Genomic DNA, 18,063 nt, shown 5'->3' on the forward strand with positions numbered 1-18,063 from the left:
GGGGGAACCACATCAGCAGCAGCAGTCCGGACAGGAACAGCGGTACGCGTACGAAGTTCACCAGCGACGGCCGCCGGGCCGGGGGAATGCGCAGGGCCCGGTCCGCCGCCGAGTACAGCGGCACCAGCACCAGGTCGTGCACGAGCGCGGCGCCCACGAACCACACCAGGATCATGAACGTGTCCCCGTCGAGCAGCCGCACCCCCGCGTACCCCGCGAGGGCGAACGACGCGGCCATCAGCAACAGGTGCAGCGGCCCCTCCCCGTACCAGCGACGCAGCATCCGCATCACAGCTCTCCGAACGTCAGACGGCTCACCCATTTGGTGTTCATCACTCCGGGGGCCGCCGGCACGATGACCCGTGCCGGATAGCCGTGATCCGGTGACAGCGGCTCGCCGTTGACGCCCAGCGCCAGCAGCGAACGGGGGTCGCGTACCTGGTTGTCCCTGAGCGCCACCCTCCGGAACGGCCCGCTCCGCTGGAGGGACTCCACCAGCACCCCCGGCGGACGGCCGTCGGGGAAGCCCGCGAGCGTGGCGAGATCGCACAGACGGACCCCGCGCCACCACTGGTCGGACGTCGACCAGCCCTCGACACAGGCGATGGGCAGCGCCGCGCTGTGCTGGTCCATGGCCAGGAGCTCCGCCCGGGACAGCCGGATCTCCCCGGCCGGCCCGGCCACCGTGAGCCGCCACCGTTCCCCCGTCTCGGCCGGAACGATGCCCACCTTCGCGGCCGTCTTGTTGATCTGGAAGCCGTTGGGCCCCGAGCCGGGCTCGGCACCCCCGCGCGGGGTCAGCAGCGCGGTCCGCCGCAGCACGCCGTCGAAGCTCCGGCCCGCGGACGTCAGCAGGAGCAGCAGCGACCCCGCCCCCACGACCGCCAGGGCGCCGCGCCGGGAGACGGTCGGCGTCGCGGGATCCGGTGAGGCGAGTTCGTCGCTCCCCGCCCCGGGAAGACCGTGGCGCAGGATCCGCAGCGCCCGGGGCAGCTTCAGACAGGTGTGGGCGAGGAACGCGGCGAAGAAGACCCAGGCCCCGTAGAAGTGCAGGGGGTAGAACGACCCGGGGAACAGATACTCCAACTGGATGTTGAGCAGCCCCGTCACGAACTCGAAGAGCCCGCCTCCCACGAGCAGCAGCAGCGACAGGCGCTCCAGGGCGTGCCCCGCCGACCGCGCCGGCGGCAGTGCGAAGAGCCTGGGGACCACCGACCACAGCTTGGCCAGCAGGACCGGGACCAGGACGATGCCGAGGGTGACGTGGACCCCCTGGGTCAGCCGGTACAGCCAGTGCGGACCGGTGGGCCAGTCGAACAGGTAGAAGCCCAGCCACCCCTTGGCCGGGGTCTTGTCGTTCACCGCGGCGAGATCCGGGTTGTACGCCGCGTACGACAGGAGGCCGGTGACGAACAGCAGTGTGATGCCCGCGAGGAGCACGAGACCGAGTGCGGCCGTGAACCGGACCCCGCGCACCGGACTGCGCCAGAAGGCCGGCCGGGTGGGAAGAGGGAGACCGGGGGAGGGGAGCTGTGCACCGTTTCGCTGACGTCTGTCACGCATGTGCCGACGTTATGCCGCGGATGCCCCTCCCCGGGGTGAACGACTCCTGACGGAAGTCTGACGCCGGCGGTGCGCGGGGGATCACCCGTCACGGAATCTGACCGTTGTGTGACACGGCGGCGTCGCATCCGCCGCCGGGCCCGACCGGTGCGTAGCGTGCCCGGGTGACGACCGAGGAACGAAGCGACCGCGTCCGGCCCCCCGAAGCCCCCGTACCCGCCCGCACCGACGAACCCGCCGGCCGCCGCCGGGATCTGACGGCGGCAGCCGCGGGGGTTCTGCTGGTGGCCGCGGCCATAGGGATCGGCTGGGTGATCCAGCAGGGCGACGGCAGCCTTCAGGTCCAGTGGCCGCCCCTCCTGGCGTCCTGGGACCCGCATCTCGGCCCCGGAACCCCGGCGGCCGTGGCGGTGGCGGTGGCGGTCGTCGCCTACGGGCCACGGCTCGCGGCCCGGCTCCCCTGGAGGCGGCTGCTGTTCACCTGCTGGGCCGGCTCGGTGGCGTGGATCCTCTCGCTCGCCCTCATCGAGGGCTGGTACCGGGGGATCGCGCGCAGGCTGACCACCAAGCACGAATACCTCCGCGTGATCGACCGGTTCGACGACATCGGCGCCGCCCTGCGCGGCTTCACCGACCACATCGTCATCGGCCCGCCGGGCAACTGGCCCGCCCACGTCGCGGGCCACCCGCCGGGCGCCACCCTCACCTTCGTCGGCCTGGACCGGGCCGGACTCGGGGGCGGCGCCTGGGCGGGCATGTGGTGCATCGTGCTCGGCGGCTCGGCCGCGGTGGCCGTCCTGGTCGCGCTGCGCGCCCTGACGGACGAGCACCTCGCCCGGCGCGCGGCCCCGTTCCTCGTCCTCGCCCCCTTCGCCGTCTGGACCGGCACCTCCGCGGACGGCTACTTCGCCGCCGTCGCGGCGTGGTCCGTGGCGCTGCTGGCCCTCGCCGCGACCCGCACGGCCAGGTACCCCGGGGCAGCCGCGCTGGGCTCGGGCCTGCTGTTCGGTCTGACCTGCTACCTCAGTTACGGTCTGACGCTCATCGCGGTCCTGCTGGGGGCCGTCCTCGTGCTGGCCCGGACGGCTCGCCCGCTCGCCCTTCTCGCCCTCGGCGCCCTGGTCGCCCCCGTGGCCTTCACCCTGGCGGGCTTCAACTGGTGGGAGGCCTACCACCAGCTGGTCGAGCGCTACTACCAGGGCGCGGGCGGCACCCGCCCCTACTCCTACTGGGTCTGGGCGAACCTCGCCTGCACCACACTCGCCGCGGGCCTCGCCACCGTCGCCGGTCTGCGCCGCGCGGCGGTGTCCGCCCCCGCCGCCGTACGCGGAGTCCGCCCGGACACCACCACGGCGGCCCAGCGGCTCGCGCTCCTCACCCTCGCGGCGCTCCTGGCGCTGGCCGCCGCGGACCTGTCCGGGATGAGCAAGGCGGAGACGGAGCGCATCTGGCAGCCCTTCGTCGTCTGGCTGATGCCCGCCGCCGCCCTCCTTCCCGGCCCCGGCCGGCGCGGCTGGCTCGCCGCCCAGGCGGCCGTCGCCCTGCTGGTCAACCATCTGCTGTGGACCGGGTGGTGAGCGACAGCGGCGGCCCGGCACCGGGACAGGGCTCCGTCACACTCCCCGGGTGACCGCACCGGCGAGCCACTCGTCGAACGTCTGGCTGCCCCGGGGCCCCGCCCCGGACGGCAGCTGGCCGTCCCCGCCATGGCGGCCCCCACGGCACCCGGCAGCCTCACCGGCACCACCAGCCTGCACCCGCGTCCAGCAGATTGCGGCTGACCGAGCCGAAGAACGCTTCCGCCCTGCCCCGGCTGGACGCCTTCCTGCCGCTCACATCGATGACCGCCTCCACGCCGGCGAGGGCCGCGTCGAGGACCTCGCCGGAGACGAGGTCCACACCGCGCGACCGTGCCAGGACGACCGCTTCGTGTCCGGCCGCGGCCAGTTCCTCCACGACCGGCCGGCCGACCACACAGGTCCCGCCCGCCACCGCCACCCGCATGCCGCGCTCCTCGGGTACCTCAGCCGCGTACGCAGAACTCGCGGTCGCTCAGCCACTGGCCGAACCATTCGCTCAGCGGGACCGTGAAGCACCATCCGGAGCCGTTCGTGTCCGGCGTGGGCACCGTAGGCGTCGGCTTGTCCGGCTTGGGCGCCGTCGGAGTCCCGCTCGGGTCGGGAGCGGGCGCCGAGGGCTCCGTGGCGTTCGGCAGGCCGCTCAACATCTCACGGAACACCCGGGAGGACTCCGGGTTCTCGGAGCACTGCCACACCCCGTGCGGACAGTAGTCCGTGATCGTCTGGTACACCGGCTTGTGCTGCTCGATCCACTCCAGCATACGGCGCATGTACTCGGGGTTGTCGCCGTTGCGGAACAGCCCCCACTCGGGGAACGAGATCGGCTTGCCGTGCTCCGCGGCGAAGTCCACCTGCTTCTGCAGGCCGTACGGTTCGTTCACCTGCTCGTCGAAGTCCCGCGCCGGAGGCTGGTCGTAGGAGTCCATGCCGATGATGTCCACGACGTCGTCGCCCGGGTAGCACTCCGTCCAGGGAACGGCGTCCCGCCCCCTGCTCGGCGCGAAGTCGAAGCGGAACTGCTGGCCGGTCACCGACCGCATCGTGGTGACGATGCGATTCCAGTACGCCTTCCAGGCGACGGGGTCGGGACCGCACCGGTGCGTGTACGTCGTCCCGTTCATCTCCCAGCCGAGGACGATCACGGTGTCCGGCACGCCGAGCAGGACCAGCCGCTCGGCCAGACGCCGGAAGTGCTCGTCGAACCGGCCCTCGGCGCCGTCCCGCAGCAGGCCGCGCACCTCGCCGTCGGAGACGTGCTCCTCGTTCCGCTCCAGCATCGGGGTGTTGAGCACGAACATCCGGTCCTCGGCCGCCTTCCGCCAGGCCGCCCAGGAGGCGAGGAACCCGGGGCGGCCCTCGATGTTCTCCCACAGGTCGCCCGGCAGATAACTGTGCCCGACGCGCATCTCCGTACCGCCGAGCCAGCGCGAGAGCTCGCCCATCCGCTGGACGCCCTTCGGCCCGTAGTCCAGATAGGCGCCGATGGCGGTCGTCGTCCCCGGCTCGGGGACCCGCTGGGCCGCTCCCTTGTCGGCCTGGGTGTCCACGGCGTCGCGATCGGTGAGGACCGCACCGCCGACGAGGAGGCAGAGCGCGGTCGCCCCGACGCCGAAATTGATGAGACGGCGCTGTACGGGCACGGCTCCTCCTTGGATTGCGGCCTTACTCCGACCCTGCCGACCCTAAGGAGAAAGATTCAACAATGGGCTCCGGGACCGCCCGTGAATAGACCATTCGCGACACGCGCCCGCTCATAGCGGCCCGTTCGGGTGACATCTGTCGAAGGTGAAGGGGAGGGAGCCGACGCGGTTGTCGAAATTCGAATCGACCAGACCGGCTTCTCCCGAGGCCCGGACATTTCCCAGCCGTGTGAGCATTTCGCGGAAGAGCGCTTTCAGCTCCAGCTTCGCGAGATGCGCTCCCAGACAGTGATGAGGGCCCCCGCCGCCGTATCCGAGATGCGGATTGGGCGACCGGGTGATGTCGAACGCGTCGGGCTCGTCGAACACGGACGCGTCGCGGTTCGCGGACGCGTAGAGGAGGACGACCTTCTCCCCGGGCACGAAGGTGCGGCCACCGAGCGCGCACTCCGCCGTCACCGTCCGGCGGAACTGGATGATCGGTGTCGAGTGCCGCACGATCTCCTCGACCGCGCCGTCGGCGTAACGGTCGAAGTCGGACTCCAGGAGCGCCCGCTGCTCCGGGTGCTCCGTCAGCAGGACCAGCCCGTGGGCGATCGCGTTCCGTGTGGTCTCCACACCGGCCACGAGCAGCAGCGAGAAGAACGCGCCGAGCTGACGCGAGGACAGCGCCTGCCCGCCGACGTCGGCACGGACCAGAGCGGAGATCACGTCGTCCGCCGGGACGCGGCGGCGCTCACGTGCGATGCCGGCCATCTCCAGCTGCATGCGCGCCAGCGAGCGCAGCCCGCGCCCCGGGATCCGCAGCCGGGCGCGGCCCCGCCGCTGGACCCCGACGTACTCCGAGGCGTGGTCGATGCGCGCGGCGATCCGGGCCCGGTGGCGCTCGGGGATGCCCATGAGGTCGCAGATCACCTCGAACGGCATGCGGGAGGGCGCCGCGCGCATGAAGTCACCCGGCCCCGCCGCGGCGGCCTCGTCCACCAGCCGCCGCGCGACGGCACCGATGTTCTCCTCGGCGGCGGCGAGCAGTCTCGGCGTGAACGCGCGGGAGATGGTCCTGCGCAGCCCCGCGTGCTCGGCGCCGTCCATGTTGACCATGGAGTTGCCGAAGACCGCCTTGGCCCAGGGCGCCGGCTCCGGAGTGGTGACACCCGGTGCGCTGGCGAAGAGCTGCGGCTGCCGGCTGGCCGACTTCACGTCCGCGTGCCTCACCACCGCGTAGAAGGCCGTGCGTGAGCCCGTACGAGGGGTGAAGAGGACCGGTGCGTCGAGCTCCCTCAGCCGGGCGAACGCGGACAGCCGTGCGTGCCGCGGCAGCCGCCAGAACGCCGGATCGGCCAGATCGGCACCGGTCGTTCCCCGTACGCGGACCGTGGACACCTGCGTCGGCGCGTTCATGCACCACCTCCGGGAGCTCGGACCGCCATGCTGACCCGGCCGGCCGCTCCACGGGGCCGACACGGCCGGGCAGAGCCACGGAATTCCCACGGTCGCGTGATGTCCTGCGGATGAGAACCGTTCGCGCACCGTCTCGTTGCCCACTCGAGCGAGACACCTCGCAGGAGCGCACGAGAGGGAGGTACACCCCCATGAACCCGAACGACGGTACGAGGGCGGAGCCGGCCGGCGCCCCACGGCCGGCCCGACGCGCGGTGCTGCGCACCGCCTTCACCGCGGCCGTGATCGCCGGGACCGGCGGCGCGCTCGCCCCGGTCCTCCTCGGGCCCCAGGGATCCACGGGCACCGACCGGGAGCGCGGCGCGGTGGGACCGGAGCGCTTCTCCGAGCTGTACAAGGGCCGCGAGATCCGGGGCACGGTGACGCCCATGGTGCCGGCCGGCGCACAGCCGCACGCCGGTGAGGCCGGGGCCGCCGCAGCGGAGACCGGCACCGAGGTCAGCGTCGACGGGAGGCCGCTGCATGTGATGAGGCGCGCCGACGGGAGCTATCTCAGCACCGTCAACCACTACGAGTCGTTCCCCACCCTCCTCGAGACGGCCCGCGCGGCGGTCGACGAACTGGGCCCCGCCCAGCTGTCGGCCGCCTCCCCGCACACCATCCGAGCCTAAGGACGAGCACGCGTGTACAGCCGTAAGAACCAGCGTGACCTCACGCGCACCGAGAAGAAGCGTCTGGTCGACGCCATCCTGGAGCTCAAACGGACCGGCCGCTACGACGACTTCGTGAGCCTGCACCGGCAGTACTACGTCACCGACGCCGAGACCAGGCCACGGCCCGCCCATATGACCCCGTCCTTCTTCCCCTGGCACCGCCGATATCTGCTGGAGTTCGAGAAGGCGCTGCGGGCGGTCGATCCCCGTGTGTCGATCCCGTACTGGGACTGGACGCGCGACAACAAGGCCAGCTCGTCCCTCTGGGCGGAGGACTTCCTGGGCGGCAACGGCAGGCCGGGCGACCGGCAGGTGATGACCGGTCCGTTCGCCTACCGGCAGGGGAACTGGCGTATCCGCGCCGGGGTCACCGACGACCCCTTCCTGCGGCGCAACCTCGGCAGGCCCTCCTCGCCCGTCACCCTGCCCGCGGCGGCGGACGTGGAGCGTGCGCTGAGCGACCCGGTGTACGACACCGAGCCCTGGAACAGCGTCAGCACCACCGGCTTCCGGAACCGGATCGAGGGCTGGGGCATCAGAGGGGGCCGCGGGGTGGGAAACCACAACCGGGTGCACCGCTGGATCGGCGGGTCGATGGCGGGCGCCGCGTCACCCGACGATCCCGTCTTCTGGCTGCACCACGCCTTCATCGACCTGTTGTGGACCCGCTGGCAGAAGGCGCACCCGCGCTCCCGCTACCTCCCGGCCCGGGCGCTCCCCGAAGGCGATCCGCAGCGGGACCGGATCTTCGCGCTCGACCGGCCCATGCCGCCGTGGGACGTGGCCCCCTCGCAGCTCATGGACCACAGCCGGCTCTACCGGTACGTCTGAGCGGCACACGCCGAAGCGGACCGGGCCCCCTCCCTCCGCGGCGAACGTGGAGGAAGGGGGCCCGGACGGTGCCTCGGGGGGATCAGTGGCCGTAGGCGTAGTCGCCCTCGTCCTCGTGGCTGTCCGAGACGTTCGCGCAGGTGTTGCCGAACGCCGGGTTCAGCAGGGCGATCACGTTGACCGTGTTGCCGCAGACGTTGACCGGGATGTTGACGGGCACCTGGACGGCGTTGCCCGAAATGACGCCGGGGGAGTGGGCCGCGACGGCCTCAGCCCCGGAGTCGGCGGTAGCCATGCCGGCGCCGCCGGCGATCAGGGCACCGGTACCTGCCATGACGGCGGCCACCTTCGAGATACGCGACATCAGTTCTCCTTGAGGGGGTTGAAGCCGGCCGCGTGTGTGCGACCGGTATGCCCTGACAACGCGAAAGTCGACAGACGGTAACGGATCGACTCAAAAGTCATCATCACGGCTCAACTCCGGCCGATCAGTGCGGCCCCGGCCGCGGGCAGCTCGCTCAGACGGCCGCGCCACTCCCGTGCCGCGGGAAGCCGGGACTTCACCGTCGCGGCCGTCCGCTCCCGGACGTTCACCTGTGTCTCGCGTAGCCGCAGCAGCGGCTCCAGCGAGGAACGGGCCAGCAGCAGACGCCGGTTGACGACCGGCACCGGGCCCCAGTGGCTCTTGTACTGCTCCGAGCCGCGCAGCAGACTCAGCACACCGCGGTCCAGGCCGTCGGCCTCCCGCGCGATCTCGCGCAGCAGCATCGAGGAGACGTCCACCTTCGTCTCCCTGAGCCTCGGGTCGGCCCCGTAGAGATACCCCCCGGTCAGCCGCGCCGACCGGAACGACACATCGGCGGCCACCACCTCGCCGTCGAGCACGAACTCCCTGACCGAGGCCTCGCCGTCGCGGACCATCCGGCGGGCGGAGCGCACCAGATGCGCGCAGAACCGGGGCCGCAGGTGCTCCGGGTTGACGCCTCTGCCGAGCCACTGGAGCTCGTGGAGCCGCAGCAGGGTCCCGATCGCGCCCGCCACCCCGTGGACGGGCGCGGTGCGGCACTCGATGCCCAGGGCGTCGACCCTGCGCAGCTTGGCCCGGACCCGCTGGGCGCGCGAGCCGGTCATCCGCCCGATGAGTGCGTCGATGGGCTCGGCGGGCAGTTCCATGCAGGTCGAGTCCGTACGGCTGCTCCGTGCGCCGGACCACGCCTCGAACAGCAGATGGGCCGAGGCGTCGGGCCGGACCTCCCGCAGGTCCACGACGGTGTGCGCGGCCGCGCGGTGGAGCCCGCGCTCCAGCGCGGTGACCGCCGCCTCGGTGTCCTCGCCGTCCACCAGGATGTCGAAGTAGTCGGAGATCGCCCCGCCCATCGGCACCAGCAGCGGCATCGGACGGTGCACGAGCATCAGCGGTGCCGCGCCGATCAGCCGTCCGGCCCTGCGCACCAGGACGACCCGGAGCCGGCCGGGGGTTCCGTAGGAGAGCCACCACGAGTGGAGCCACGCGTGGCTCTGGAACGGAGTGGCGGTGGGGCACCCGCGGTGCAGCGCGTTCCACTCCGGGGCGAGGTCCACGAAGTCCGGCAGGTCCCTGCACAGAGTCACGGTGAGCCGTCCACGGCGGTCGATGTTCATCGTACGAGCTCCCGTTCGCCGGTGGTCCCGCCCTGGGAGGGGCCGGGTACCTGGGCCGTCACGTCCCGTCGTCCGGGCCGGGGCCGGACGAGCAGGATCAGCCCGCCGACCAGCCCGCCCGCGGCGGCGCCCACGGCCGTGCCGAGCGGCGCGGAGGGGGAGACGGGATCGACGGGCGGCACGGCGTGCGAGAACTTCACCAGCTTCACACCGGTGTCCTTCGCGACGTGGCCACTGCTCACCACCACCGCCTCGGTCACCGCGTTGGCGATGTCCGCGGCACGGCCGCGGTCGGCGGACGTACCGGTGACCGCGATCATGGGCGAGTCCGGGGACGTCTCGGACCGTACGTGCGCGCGGAGTTCGCGTACGGGCTCCCCGGCGGCGCCCTTGGCGTACGACAGGGTGGCATCGCTGGTGGCCAGACGCCCGTACGACTGCGCGTACCCCAGGGCGGCGGCCGGATCGATGCCCTTGCCCGCGGTCACCATGGCGTAACTGGTGGCCGCGTACTCGGGCCGGGCGAGCATGCCGTACGAGAACCCGCAGGCGGCTCCGAGCAGGACACAGGCCGGCAGGGGCCACCAGGTGGGCCGTACGAATGGGGGGCGGAGCCTGCGCAGCCGTCCGGGGACGGCCGGCTGCTGCTCGGGCGACTCGGTCATGAAAGTGCTCTCTCGGTCGGGGTGACGGTGGGGGTGTCGATGGCCTGTGCGTAGACGTCCATGAGGCGCCGGCTGCTGAGCCTGATGTCGTAGTGGGCGACGGCGGGGGGCGGCGGCAGTCTCCGGGCGCCGCTCTCCATCCGGTGGCGCAGCGCGGCCGTCAGCTCGTCGACGGGATCGCCGGCACCGGAGGCGCAACCGAAGCGGACGGCCCCCGGCGCCTGGTCCGCCGGGAGGTCCTCGACGGCGGGGCAGGCCGCGTGCACCACGGGCAGTCCGGCCGCCAGGGCCTCGACGACGGCGAGACCGAAGGATTCCTCGCGGGACGCCGAGACGAACGTGTCGACGGCGCTGAGCACCGCCGGGACGTCCGGAGCGGTGCTTCCCGGGGCGCCGCACTCGCCGAGGAACCTGACGCGGCCGGCCACGCCGAGCCGGGCGGCGAGCGCGCGCAGCGCCACGGCCTCCGGCCCGTCCCCGGCCAGGACCAGCCAGGCACCGGGGAGGGCGGCGACGGCACGGATCAGCAGGTCGAAACGTTTGCCGGGGACCAGCCTGCCCACACCGCCCACCACGAACGCCGTGCCGGGAAGCCCCAACGCGGCCCGGGTGGACCGTCGTCGTGCGCCGTCGAACCGGAAGGCGGCCACGTCCACACCGTTGGGCACGGTATGGATCCGCGCGGCCGGCACCCCCCAGTCGCGCAGTCTGCCCGCGACGGTGGGGGAGACGGCGACCGTCGCCGCCCCCAGCCGCTCGGTGCGCAGATAGAGCTCCCGGGTGCCACGGGTGAGCGGCCGCCCCTCGATCTCCGCGCGCCCCAGCGAGTGCTCGGTCGACACCACGGTGGTCCCGGCCAGGCGGGCCGCGATCCGGCCGTAGACACAGGCCCGGTAGAGGTGCGTGTGCACCAGGTCGTAGGAGCCGCGGCGGATGAGACGCGCCAGCCGGGGCACGGCGCCGAGGTCCCGGTTGCTGCGCATCCCCAGATCCCGGACCCGGACACCGTCGGCGCGCAGCCCTTCCGCGACCGCCCCCGGGTTGGTGAGCGTCACGACGTCGCAGCGCACCGGCAGATGGCGCAGCAGCAGGCGCAGCTGCTGCTCGGCCCCGCCGACGCCGAGACCGGTGATGACGTGCAGTGCTCTCATCCCGCGTCACCCGGCCCCGTGGCGTCGGCGGTGCGGTTCCGCAGCCGGTGCCTGATCTCCTTGGCCCGCAGCCGCGCACCCCGGTCGGCGTGGCTGACATGCGTACGGGGCAGGGCGAACGGCCCCGCCAGGGAACCGGGGGCGAGAGCGCACCCGTAGGCGTATCCCGCCTCCCGCACGGACGCGGCCACCCGCCGGTCGGACGTGCCGTACGGGTAGCAGAAGCCGGCCGGCGCCTGCCGGACGAGGCGGTGCAGCGCGTCCCGGCTGCCGTGCGTCTCCTCCCGGAGCTCCTCGCCGGACAGCGCCGTGAGATCCCGGTGGAGCATGCCGTGCGAGCCGACCTCCATACCGGCCGCCGCGACCGTACGGATGCCCTCCTCGGTCAGCAGCGGTCGGCGCGGGCCGAGCGGGTCCCAGGCGTTGGAGCCGCCGGGCCTGCCGGGCAGGACGAACACCGTCGCACGGCACCCGTGGGCGAGCAGCACCGGAAGCGCCTCGTCGAGGAAGTCGGCGTACCCGTCGTCGAAGGTGAGGCCGACCAGCCCGCGCCTGCCCTCGGCCCGCGCCCGCAGCAGTTCCGCGACCCCCACACCGGTCAGGCCCCGGCGCCGCAGCCAGGTCAGCTGCTCGTCCAGCCGGTCGGCGGAGACGGTGATGCCGTACGGATCGTCCGTGGGATCGCTCACCGAGTGATAGGTCAGGATCCACGGCCGGGTCCGGAGGCGGGGCGTCCGGGCACGCGGTGCCGAGGTGTCAGCGGCCATGAGGGAACCTCCGTCGGATGAGTGCGGGCAGATGAACGACGTCGGGCATCCGGAGCGCGAACCCGGCCAGAAGGAACGCCACGGGTACGGCGAGGCAGCCGGCCGCCAGACCCGGCACCGCCCCGGGCACCAGCTCCGTGGCCAGCCGGCCCGCCGCCGCGGCGACGGCCGCGGCGGCGGCCGGGCGCGCGAGGGAGAGGGCCACGGCCCCGGTCCGTACGGCGACGGCCCGGCTGCCCAGTCCCAGGAGCATCAGCAGGGCGGCCGTGCTGATGCCGACGGCATTGGCGGCCGCGATGCCGTTCACGCCGAAGGGGCCGGTGAGCAGCGCGCCGACGACGGTGGTGACCAGGAGCCCGGCGCCCATCGCGCCCAGCGGGTACCAGGTGGGACGGCCGGCCGAGAAGAACGGCCGGCACAGGGCGCCGACGAGGGTGTGGCCGAGCAGGCCGAGTGCGTAGACCCGCATGACACCGGCGGTGGCGGCGGTGTCCGCCGCGTCGAACGCGCCGCGCTGGAAGAGGACTTCGACGATCAGGGGAGCACAGCCGAGCACCGTCGCCGTACCCAGCAGCACCACGGTCCCGGCCAGGGCGAGATCCCGCTCGACGCGTCGCCGGGCGCCCTCCCGGTCCCCGGCGGCCATGGCCCGCGCGACGACGGGGAACGTCACCGTGCAGATCATCATGGACAGCACCATCGGAAGCTGCGCGACCTTCTGCGCGTAGTTGAGATGGGAGATGGCGCCGTCCGGCAGGGACGAGGCGAGGAACCGCTCGACGAAGACCTGGGACTGACGGCTCACCACGAACAGGACGACCGGCACCAGGACCGTCGCCCCGAGAAGGGCGGAACCGGAATCCCGCTCCCGTACCGCCGGCTTCCCGCTCCGCCCCGGCATCAGCCGTACGAACGTGGGCAGCAGCGTCAGGATCATCAGCAGGCTGCCGACGGCGACGCCCGCGGCCGCGGCACGTACCCCCCAGACGGAGTGCAGCGCCAGCGTCATCCCGATGATGCCGATGTTGTACGCGATGTAGACACCGGCGGGGCCCAGGAACCGGCCGTGCGCCCGCAACGCCGCGCTGAAGTACCCCGTGACGCCGAAGGTGAGCACCGTGACGGCCGTCAGCCGTGTGCAGTCCACCGCGAGCCGGGGGTCGTCCAGCCCGGGCGCCAGGACGCCGACGGCCCAGGGGGCGCCCCAGACCAGCAGCCCGCCCGCGCAGGCCAGCGCGGCGAACAGCCGGGGCAGGGTGTCGGCGACCAGGACGCGGACCGGGTCCTGCGCATGGCCCCCGGCGGCCCGCCGGGTCAGCGCCAGACTGAACGCGGGCACCAGCAGCAGCGCCATGCCGTCCTCGATGAGCAGCGTGGCCGCCATCTCCGGCACCGTCCAGGCGATCAGGAACGCGTCGCTGGCGTGGCTGGCACCGAAGAGCCGGGCGACGGCCTGGTCCCGTACGAGTCCCAGCAGGGCGGCGACCACGGTGAGACCGGCGGCACCGCCCGCCGCCCGGGCGAGGAAGCTCCCGGGCCGTACCGGAGCGTCATGCGTGGTCGTTCCAGGCGCGGGTGCGTCCGCGGCCTGGTCGGTGGTGGTGCTGCTCACGCGGCGGTCGCCTCCTCGGGACCGGCCAGCGCCCACCACGCGGCGAGGCCGAGCACGATCCCGGTCAGGACGGTGGAGGGGCCCCCGATGTCCGCGTACAGGAAGTCGACGGTCTGCCAGGTCATCAGCCCGACGGCGGCGAGCCCGCAGTCCACGGCCGCCGACCCCCGGGCCCGCGCGAGCACGAGCCTCCGCACCCCGCCGGCCAGGAGCGCCGCCCAGGAGCCCACCAGCGCCGTGAAGCCGATGAGCCCCTGCTCGCTCAGCACCAGCAGATACATGTTGTGAGGGGAGAGCAGCGGCTGCTTACGGAACTCCTGGCCGGCGCCCGCCGTGTCGCTCCCCGAGGAGAGACCGATCGAGGCGTGCCCGTCCCGGTGCGCCGGGAAGCCCTTGAGGCCGACACCGGCCGCCGGGTGTTCGCGCCACATCCCGGCCGCCGCGGCCCACATGGTGTAGCGGTCGTTGACCGAGCGGTCGGGCGCGCTGGTCACCTCGGTGATGCTGGTGAGCCGTTGCGAGATCATCTCGGACCCGACGCCGAAACCGCCCACCAGGACCACCCCGGCCGCGCCCAGCACCGCCAGGGCGCGTACGGCCTGCCGGAGCCCGGTGAGCGCGATCACGGCGAGGGCACCCGCCGCCGTGGCGATCCACGCCCCCCGGCTGAAGGAGAGCGTGAGCGGGACCAGCAGAAGTGCCGCGGTCACGGCGGCCCACGGCTTCACCGTGCGGGTGGAGGCGCGGAGCGCGTACGCCACGGCCGCCACCACGCCGTAGCCGACGACCGTCGCCATCCCCATGACGTCGCCGGGGCCGAACGTCCCGACCGCGCGGAGGGTCTCGCCCATGTACGAGGCGCCGGTGTCCGTGACGTACTGGTGGACCCCCACCGCCCCCTGGACGGCCGCCAGCAGGACGAGCGCGCCCGCGACGGCCCGGAACCCCGAGGCGTCCCTGACCAGGAGGAGGACGGCGGCCGGCACGAGGACGAAGATCTGCAGATACCGCACGAACCCCGGCAGGGCCGCCGCCGGGTCCGCCGCGGTGACCGTGGCCAGGGCGAGCCCCACGGCCGGAAGCCCCAGCACGAGCGCCGCCGCCGGAGTGAGCGGGCGCCGCCGCAGGAACAGCAGGACGGCCACGCAGACGAGGACCGCCGCGCCCGAGAGGAGATCGGCCACCGGCACGCCGGCCAGCGCCCCGGCCTCACCGTCGCCGGACGGGACGGCCACGAGCAGGACCGTCGCGATCAGCGGCAGCAGCGGCCGCAGACCGCCCCACCGGTGAGGGGGCGCCTGCTCCTCGACGGCCGGTACGGCCGGTACCGCGGTAACGGTGAGTGTCACGGTTCAGCTGCCTCCGAGCCTGAACACCGAGCCGGCGGTGCGCGCCAGCACGCACAGGTCCTGCCACAGCGACCACGTCTCGATGTACCGGTTGTCGAAGCGGGCCCGGTCCTCGATCGAGGTGTCGCCGCGCAGACCGTGCACCTGGGCCAGCCCCGTGATGCCGACGGGCATCCGGTGGCGTGACCGGTAGCCAGGGTGCGTGCGGCTGAACTGCTGGACGAAATAGGGGCGTTCGGGGCGCGGACCGACCAGGCTCATATCGCCGCGCACGACGTTCCACAGCTGCGGCAGCTCATCCAGCGACGTCCTGCGCAGCGTTCTGCCCACGCGGCTCATGCGGCGGTCCTCCGACACGTTCCACCGGGTGGCCGACTCGTGCGCGTCCGCCGGGCGCAGGGTGCGGAACTTCAGCAGCACGAACGGCCGCCCGTGCCGCCCGATCCGCTCCTGCCGGAAGATGACGCCCGGACCGTCGCACACACGGACGGCGAGCGCGCAGGCGGCCATCACGGGGGAGGCCGCGACCAGGGCGACCAGGGCGAGGACGGCGTCCATGGCCCGCTTCACCCGGTGCGCCACGGGGTGGTGGGGCCCGGCGTGCAGCGCGTGGGCGGCGAAGCCCCACACATGGTCCGGGCGGGGCGCGGTCCGGTACCGCGCGACCGCTCCCTGATCGGTGATCAGCCACACCCGGCAGCCGTGCCGCGTGAACAGGGCGAAGAGTTCCGCCCCTTCGGGCACGGCCTCGGGCGGCACCGTGAAGACGGCGTGCCGCACGGAGTTCTGCACGACCGCCCGCGCGGCGTCCTGCACCGACGCCAGGACGGGCAGCGGCGCTCCGCCCGCCGGCGCCTCCGCCGTCTCGTCCGCGTCCGGGCCGGAGCCCCCCACCCGGCCGACCGGCCGCATCCCGTACCGCGTGTGCTCCTGCAGCACCGTGATGACCCGGTCCGCGAGCGGACCGTCGCCGACGACCAGGGTGGAGCGCGGACGACGTGCGGCCGACCAGAGCCTGGCCCGGTGGACGACGGCACGCCCCCCGCAGCTGACCAGGATCTGGAGTCCGGCGGCGCAGCCGAGCGCCGCCCACGCGGGGGTGTGGCGCGGGTCGTACGTGGACACCGCCTCGGCGACGACGTACCACTGCACGGCGGCCAGCCCGGCCAGCGCGGGCAGTTCCGCCAGCGCGGAGGGGGAGAACCCGGCCCGGTAGAGGCCCCGGTAGGCGTTCAGGAGCAGTTGGACGGCTGCCTGGAACAGCACCACGGCCGGGGGCCAGGTCCCGGGCGCGACCAGGGCGACGGCCAGGCCGAGGGCCAGCGCGTCGCAGGCCATGAGCGCGACCGGGGCCCGGTGACGCCCGAGTCCTCCGGCGGTCCGTGGGGCCGGAGCGCCGTCCCTGCCGCTGCGCGGCGGGCGGATCGCGGGAGCCGCACGCCGTACGGCGGTCGCCTGGGCGGCTCGGGGGGCAGGTGCACTCTCCGTCGTCATCGCTCGATGCGCTTCCTCGTCGTGGGGCGGGACTGGCCGACAAGTTCCTCGTACAGGCGCAGGACCGCTCCGGCGGTCCTCGTCACGTCGAAGACCGCCCGGGTACGGCTCTGTCCCGTACGGCCCAGCTCCGAACGCAGCGCCGGATCGCCCAGCAGTGCGGTGAGTGCCGCCGCGAGGGCCGTGGGATCCCCGGGCGGCACCAGGCAGTGGGGCAGATGGCCGGGCGGCAGGCTCTCCCTGGCCCCGGCGACGTCGGTCAGCAGGACCGGGGTGCCGCAGGCCATCGCTTCGAGTGGGGCGAGCGCCATCCCCTCCCAGCGCGAGGGGAGGACCAGCAGGTCCGCCGCGTGGATCCAGGGCCGTACATCCGCGCTCGCACCGGCGAACAGCACGCCGGGTGGCGCGGTCCGCCGCAGCTCCTCCCCGTACGGTCCCTCGCCGACCAGGACCAGCCGCGCACCGCCCGTCGCCGCCGTCCGCCAGGCTCGCAGCAGGACGTCCTGGCCCTTCTGCCGGCTCAGGCGTCCGACGCACACGACGAGCGGCACTTCGGGCGGGACCCCGGCGAGCGGTGTGAGCACGGCACGGGCCGCCGCTGCGGCGTCCGCGCCCGGAGGCCGGAAACGGCCCAGGTCGATGCCGTTGTGGATGACCGACCAGCGTGCCGTGATGCCCGCGCGCTGCCCGGCCAGACGCTCGGACTCGCTGACGCAGAGGATCCGGTCGCTCCACCGCGCGCCGAACCGCTCCCAGACCGTGGCCAGTCGGGCGGCCCGGCCCTCCAGGGCCTCGAACGACCAGGCGTGCGGCTGGAAGACCGTCGGAACCCCGCCGCGTACGGCCAGCCTTCCGGCCAGCCCTGCCTTGGCGCTGTGGGCATGGACCACGTCGGGAGCGCACGCGCGGATCAGACGGCGCGCCGAGAGGACCTCCCGGCCGAGCCGGGGGCCGGGGGCGCGCTCCGCCGGCCAGGCCCACACCCGTGCCCCCGCCGTGGACGCGCCGGCCGCCAGCGGCCCGTCCGGCGGGCAGGCCACGACGGGCCGCATCCCCGCCCGTACCTGCGCCGCGACGAGGTCGGTCACGACCCGTGCGACTCCGCCCTCCACGGGCTGGACCAGGTGAAGGACCGTCAGTCGGCTTTCGTCGGTGCAACTCTTCTGCAGCACGCACGGCTCTCTTTCACATGCCCCCGAAGAGCCGGTTCGGGTAAACACCGGCGGCAAGGAATATCGCGGAGGAGATCAAGTGGGTAAAACCGAACTGCACTGTCGCAGACCGTGCGTGCGAAAACACGTATGACTCGCGCTCGTGTCTTCTCGATTACCTTCGGCCAGGCCGCCGACCACCGGTTCCTCGCATTATGCGGCGTGTCGGACGGCTATGGAGGTCCCTGCCCGGCGTAATGCCGCATGCTGTCCGTGAGGTGCGCCTCTGCTCGTATCCGGAGGGTGTATCGCGAGGCCCGGAGACGTCCGGCGTTAATCACCGCAATTCCCGTCCGGTTGAGCGCGGGAATTCCGCTCGCCCGTGTTCCGTCCGGGCGGTCCGGCATTCCCGGGTGTGGTGGCCGCCCGGCAGGCTTTCCGCGCGAACCGGCCGGCCATGCCGAATCGGCCCCGGGATCCACCGTGTGCCGGATGTACTGCTGGT

16 protein-coding genes are annotated in these 18,063 nt (G+C 73.3%); 3 read left to right on the plus strand and 13 right to left on the minus strand.

The features are described from left to right. Positions 1 to 288: 288 nt before the first annotated feature. Complete coding sequence (locus tag ACZ607_RS12620) at positions 289 to 1,563, minus strand: molybdopterin-dependent oxidoreductase (RefSeq protein WP_469734561.1); 1,275 nt, start codon at positions 1,561 to 1,563, stop codon at positions 289 to 291. A 164-nt stretch (positions 1,564 to 1,727) separates the two neighbouring features. On the opposite strand from ACZ607_RS12620, the gene ACZ607_RS12625 reads away from it, so the two are divergent. Next, the gene (locus tag ACZ607_RS12625) at positions 1,728 to 3,140 is read left to right on the plus strand and encodes a hypothetical protein (protein WP_469734563.1); all 1,413 of its coding nucleotides are present in this window, start codon (positions 1,728 to 1,730) and stop codon (positions 3,138 to 3,140) included. A gap of 157 nt (positions 3,141 to 3,297) precedes the next feature. Here ACZ607_RS12625 and ACZ607_RS12630 read toward each other — a convergent pair whose 3' ends face one another. The 3 genes from ACZ607_RS12630 to ACZ607_RS12640 form a co-directional block, all read right to left on the minus strand. Further along, positions 3,298 to 3,567: a hypothetical protein gene (locus tag ACZ607_RS12630; RefSeq protein ID WP_469734565.1), complete on the minus strand. Its 270-nt coding sequence runs from the start codon at positions 3,565 to 3,567 to the stop codon at positions 3,298 to 3,300. Positions 3,568 to 3,586: 19 nt separating this feature from the next. After that, positions 3,587 to 4,783 (minus strand): glycoside hydrolase family 26 protein, encoded by a 1,197-nt coding sequence (locus ACZ607_RS12635; protein ID WP_469734567.1) that lies wholly within the window; start codon positions 4,781 to 4,783, stop codon positions 3,587 to 3,589. A gap of 111 nt (positions 4,784 to 4,894) precedes the next feature. Continuing rightward, positions 4,895 to 6,184, minus strand: a complete 1,290-nt coding sequence (locus ACZ607_RS12640; protein ID WP_469734569.1) for a cytochrome P450 — start codon at positions 6,182 to 6,184, stop codon at positions 4,895 to 4,897. 191 nt (positions 6,185 to 6,375) lie between these two features. On the opposite strand from ACZ607_RS12640, the gene ACZ607_RS12645 reads away from it, so the two are divergent. Both ACZ607_RS12645 and ACZ607_RS12650 read left to right on the plus strand, forming a co-directional pair. Further along, positions 6,376 to 6,855, plus strand: a complete 480-nt coding sequence (locus ACZ607_RS12645) for a tyrosinase family oxidase copper chaperone (RefSeq protein WP_469734571.1) — start codon at positions 6,376 to 6,378, stop codon at positions 6,853 to 6,855. A gap of 12 nt (positions 6,856 to 6,867) precedes the next feature. Then, entirely contained in the window at positions 6,868 to 7,728 is an 861-nt protein-coding gene (locus ACZ607_RS12650) for a tyrosinase family protein (protein ID WP_469734574.1), read from the plus strand. 82 nt (positions 7,729 to 7,810) lie between these two features. Here ACZ607_RS12650 and ACZ607_RS12655 read toward each other — a convergent pair whose 3' ends face one another. From ACZ607_RS12655 to ACZ607_RS12695, 9 genes are all read right to left on the minus strand, one after another. Continuing rightward, positions 7,811 to 8,092, minus strand: coding sequence for a chaplin (locus ACZ607_RS12655; RefSeq protein ID WP_469734576.1), 282 nt, complete (start codon positions 8,090 to 8,092; stop codon positions 7,811 to 7,813). A 110-nt stretch (positions 8,093 to 8,202) separates the two neighbouring features. Continuing rightward, complete coding sequence (locus ACZ607_RS12660) at positions 8,203 to 9,369, minus strand: GNAT family N-acetyltransferase (RefSeq protein ID WP_469734578.1); 1,167 nt, start codon at positions 9,367 to 9,369, stop codon at positions 8,203 to 8,205. Continuing rightward, positions 9,366 to 10,034, minus strand: a complete 669-nt coding sequence (locus ACZ607_RS12665) for a YveK family protein (RefSeq protein WP_469734580.1) — start codon at positions 10,032 to 10,034, stop codon at positions 9,366 to 9,368. Before ACZ607_RS12665 ends, ACZ607_RS12660 begins: the two co-directional genes overlap by 4 nt. Beyond that, positions 10,031 to 11,185 carry a glycosyltransferase gene (locus ACZ607_RS12670; protein WP_469734582.1) on the minus strand — a complete coding sequence of 385 codons (1,155 nt, stop codon included), beginning with the start codon at positions 11,183 to 11,185 and terminating at the stop codon, positions 10,031 to 10,033. The genes ACZ607_RS12665 and ACZ607_RS12670 overlap by 4 nt, the downstream gene beginning before the upstream one ends. Then, a complete protein-coding gene (locus tag ACZ607_RS12675) occupies positions 11,182 to 11,952 on the minus strand; it encodes a polysaccharide deacetylase family protein (RefSeq protein WP_469734584.1) in 771 nt (256 codons plus the stop codon). Before ACZ607_RS12675 ends, ACZ607_RS12670 begins: the two co-directional genes overlap by 4 nt. Then, entirely contained in the window at positions 11,942 to 13,564 is a 1,623-nt protein-coding gene (locus ACZ607_RS12680; protein WP_469734586.1) for a lipid II flippase MurJ, read from the minus strand. The genes ACZ607_RS12675 and ACZ607_RS12680 overlap by 11 nt, the downstream gene beginning before the upstream one ends. After that, entirely contained in the window at positions 13,561 to 14,913 is a 1,353-nt protein-coding gene (locus tag ACZ607_RS12685; protein WP_469734588.1) for an O-antigen ligase family protein, read from the minus strand. Before ACZ607_RS12685 ends, ACZ607_RS12680 begins: the two co-directional genes overlap by 4 nt. A gap of 3 nt (positions 14,914 to 14,916) precedes the next feature. After that, on the minus strand, positions 14,917 to 16,407 hold the full coding sequence (locus ACZ607_RS12690) for a sugar transferase (RefSeq protein WP_469734590.1): 1,491 nt from the start codon (positions 16,405 to 16,407) through the stop codon (positions 14,917 to 14,919). Beyond that, complete coding sequence (locus tag ACZ607_RS12695) at positions 16,404 to 17,579, minus strand: glycosyltransferase family 4 protein (protein WP_469734592.1); 1,176 nt, start codon at positions 17,577 to 17,579, stop codon at positions 16,404 to 16,406. The genes ACZ607_RS12690 and ACZ607_RS12695 overlap by 4 nt, the downstream gene beginning before the upstream one ends. Positions 17,580 to 18,063 lie beyond the last annotated feature (484 nt).

This window comes from Streptomyces sp. NPDC104381 (assembly GCF_055583745.1).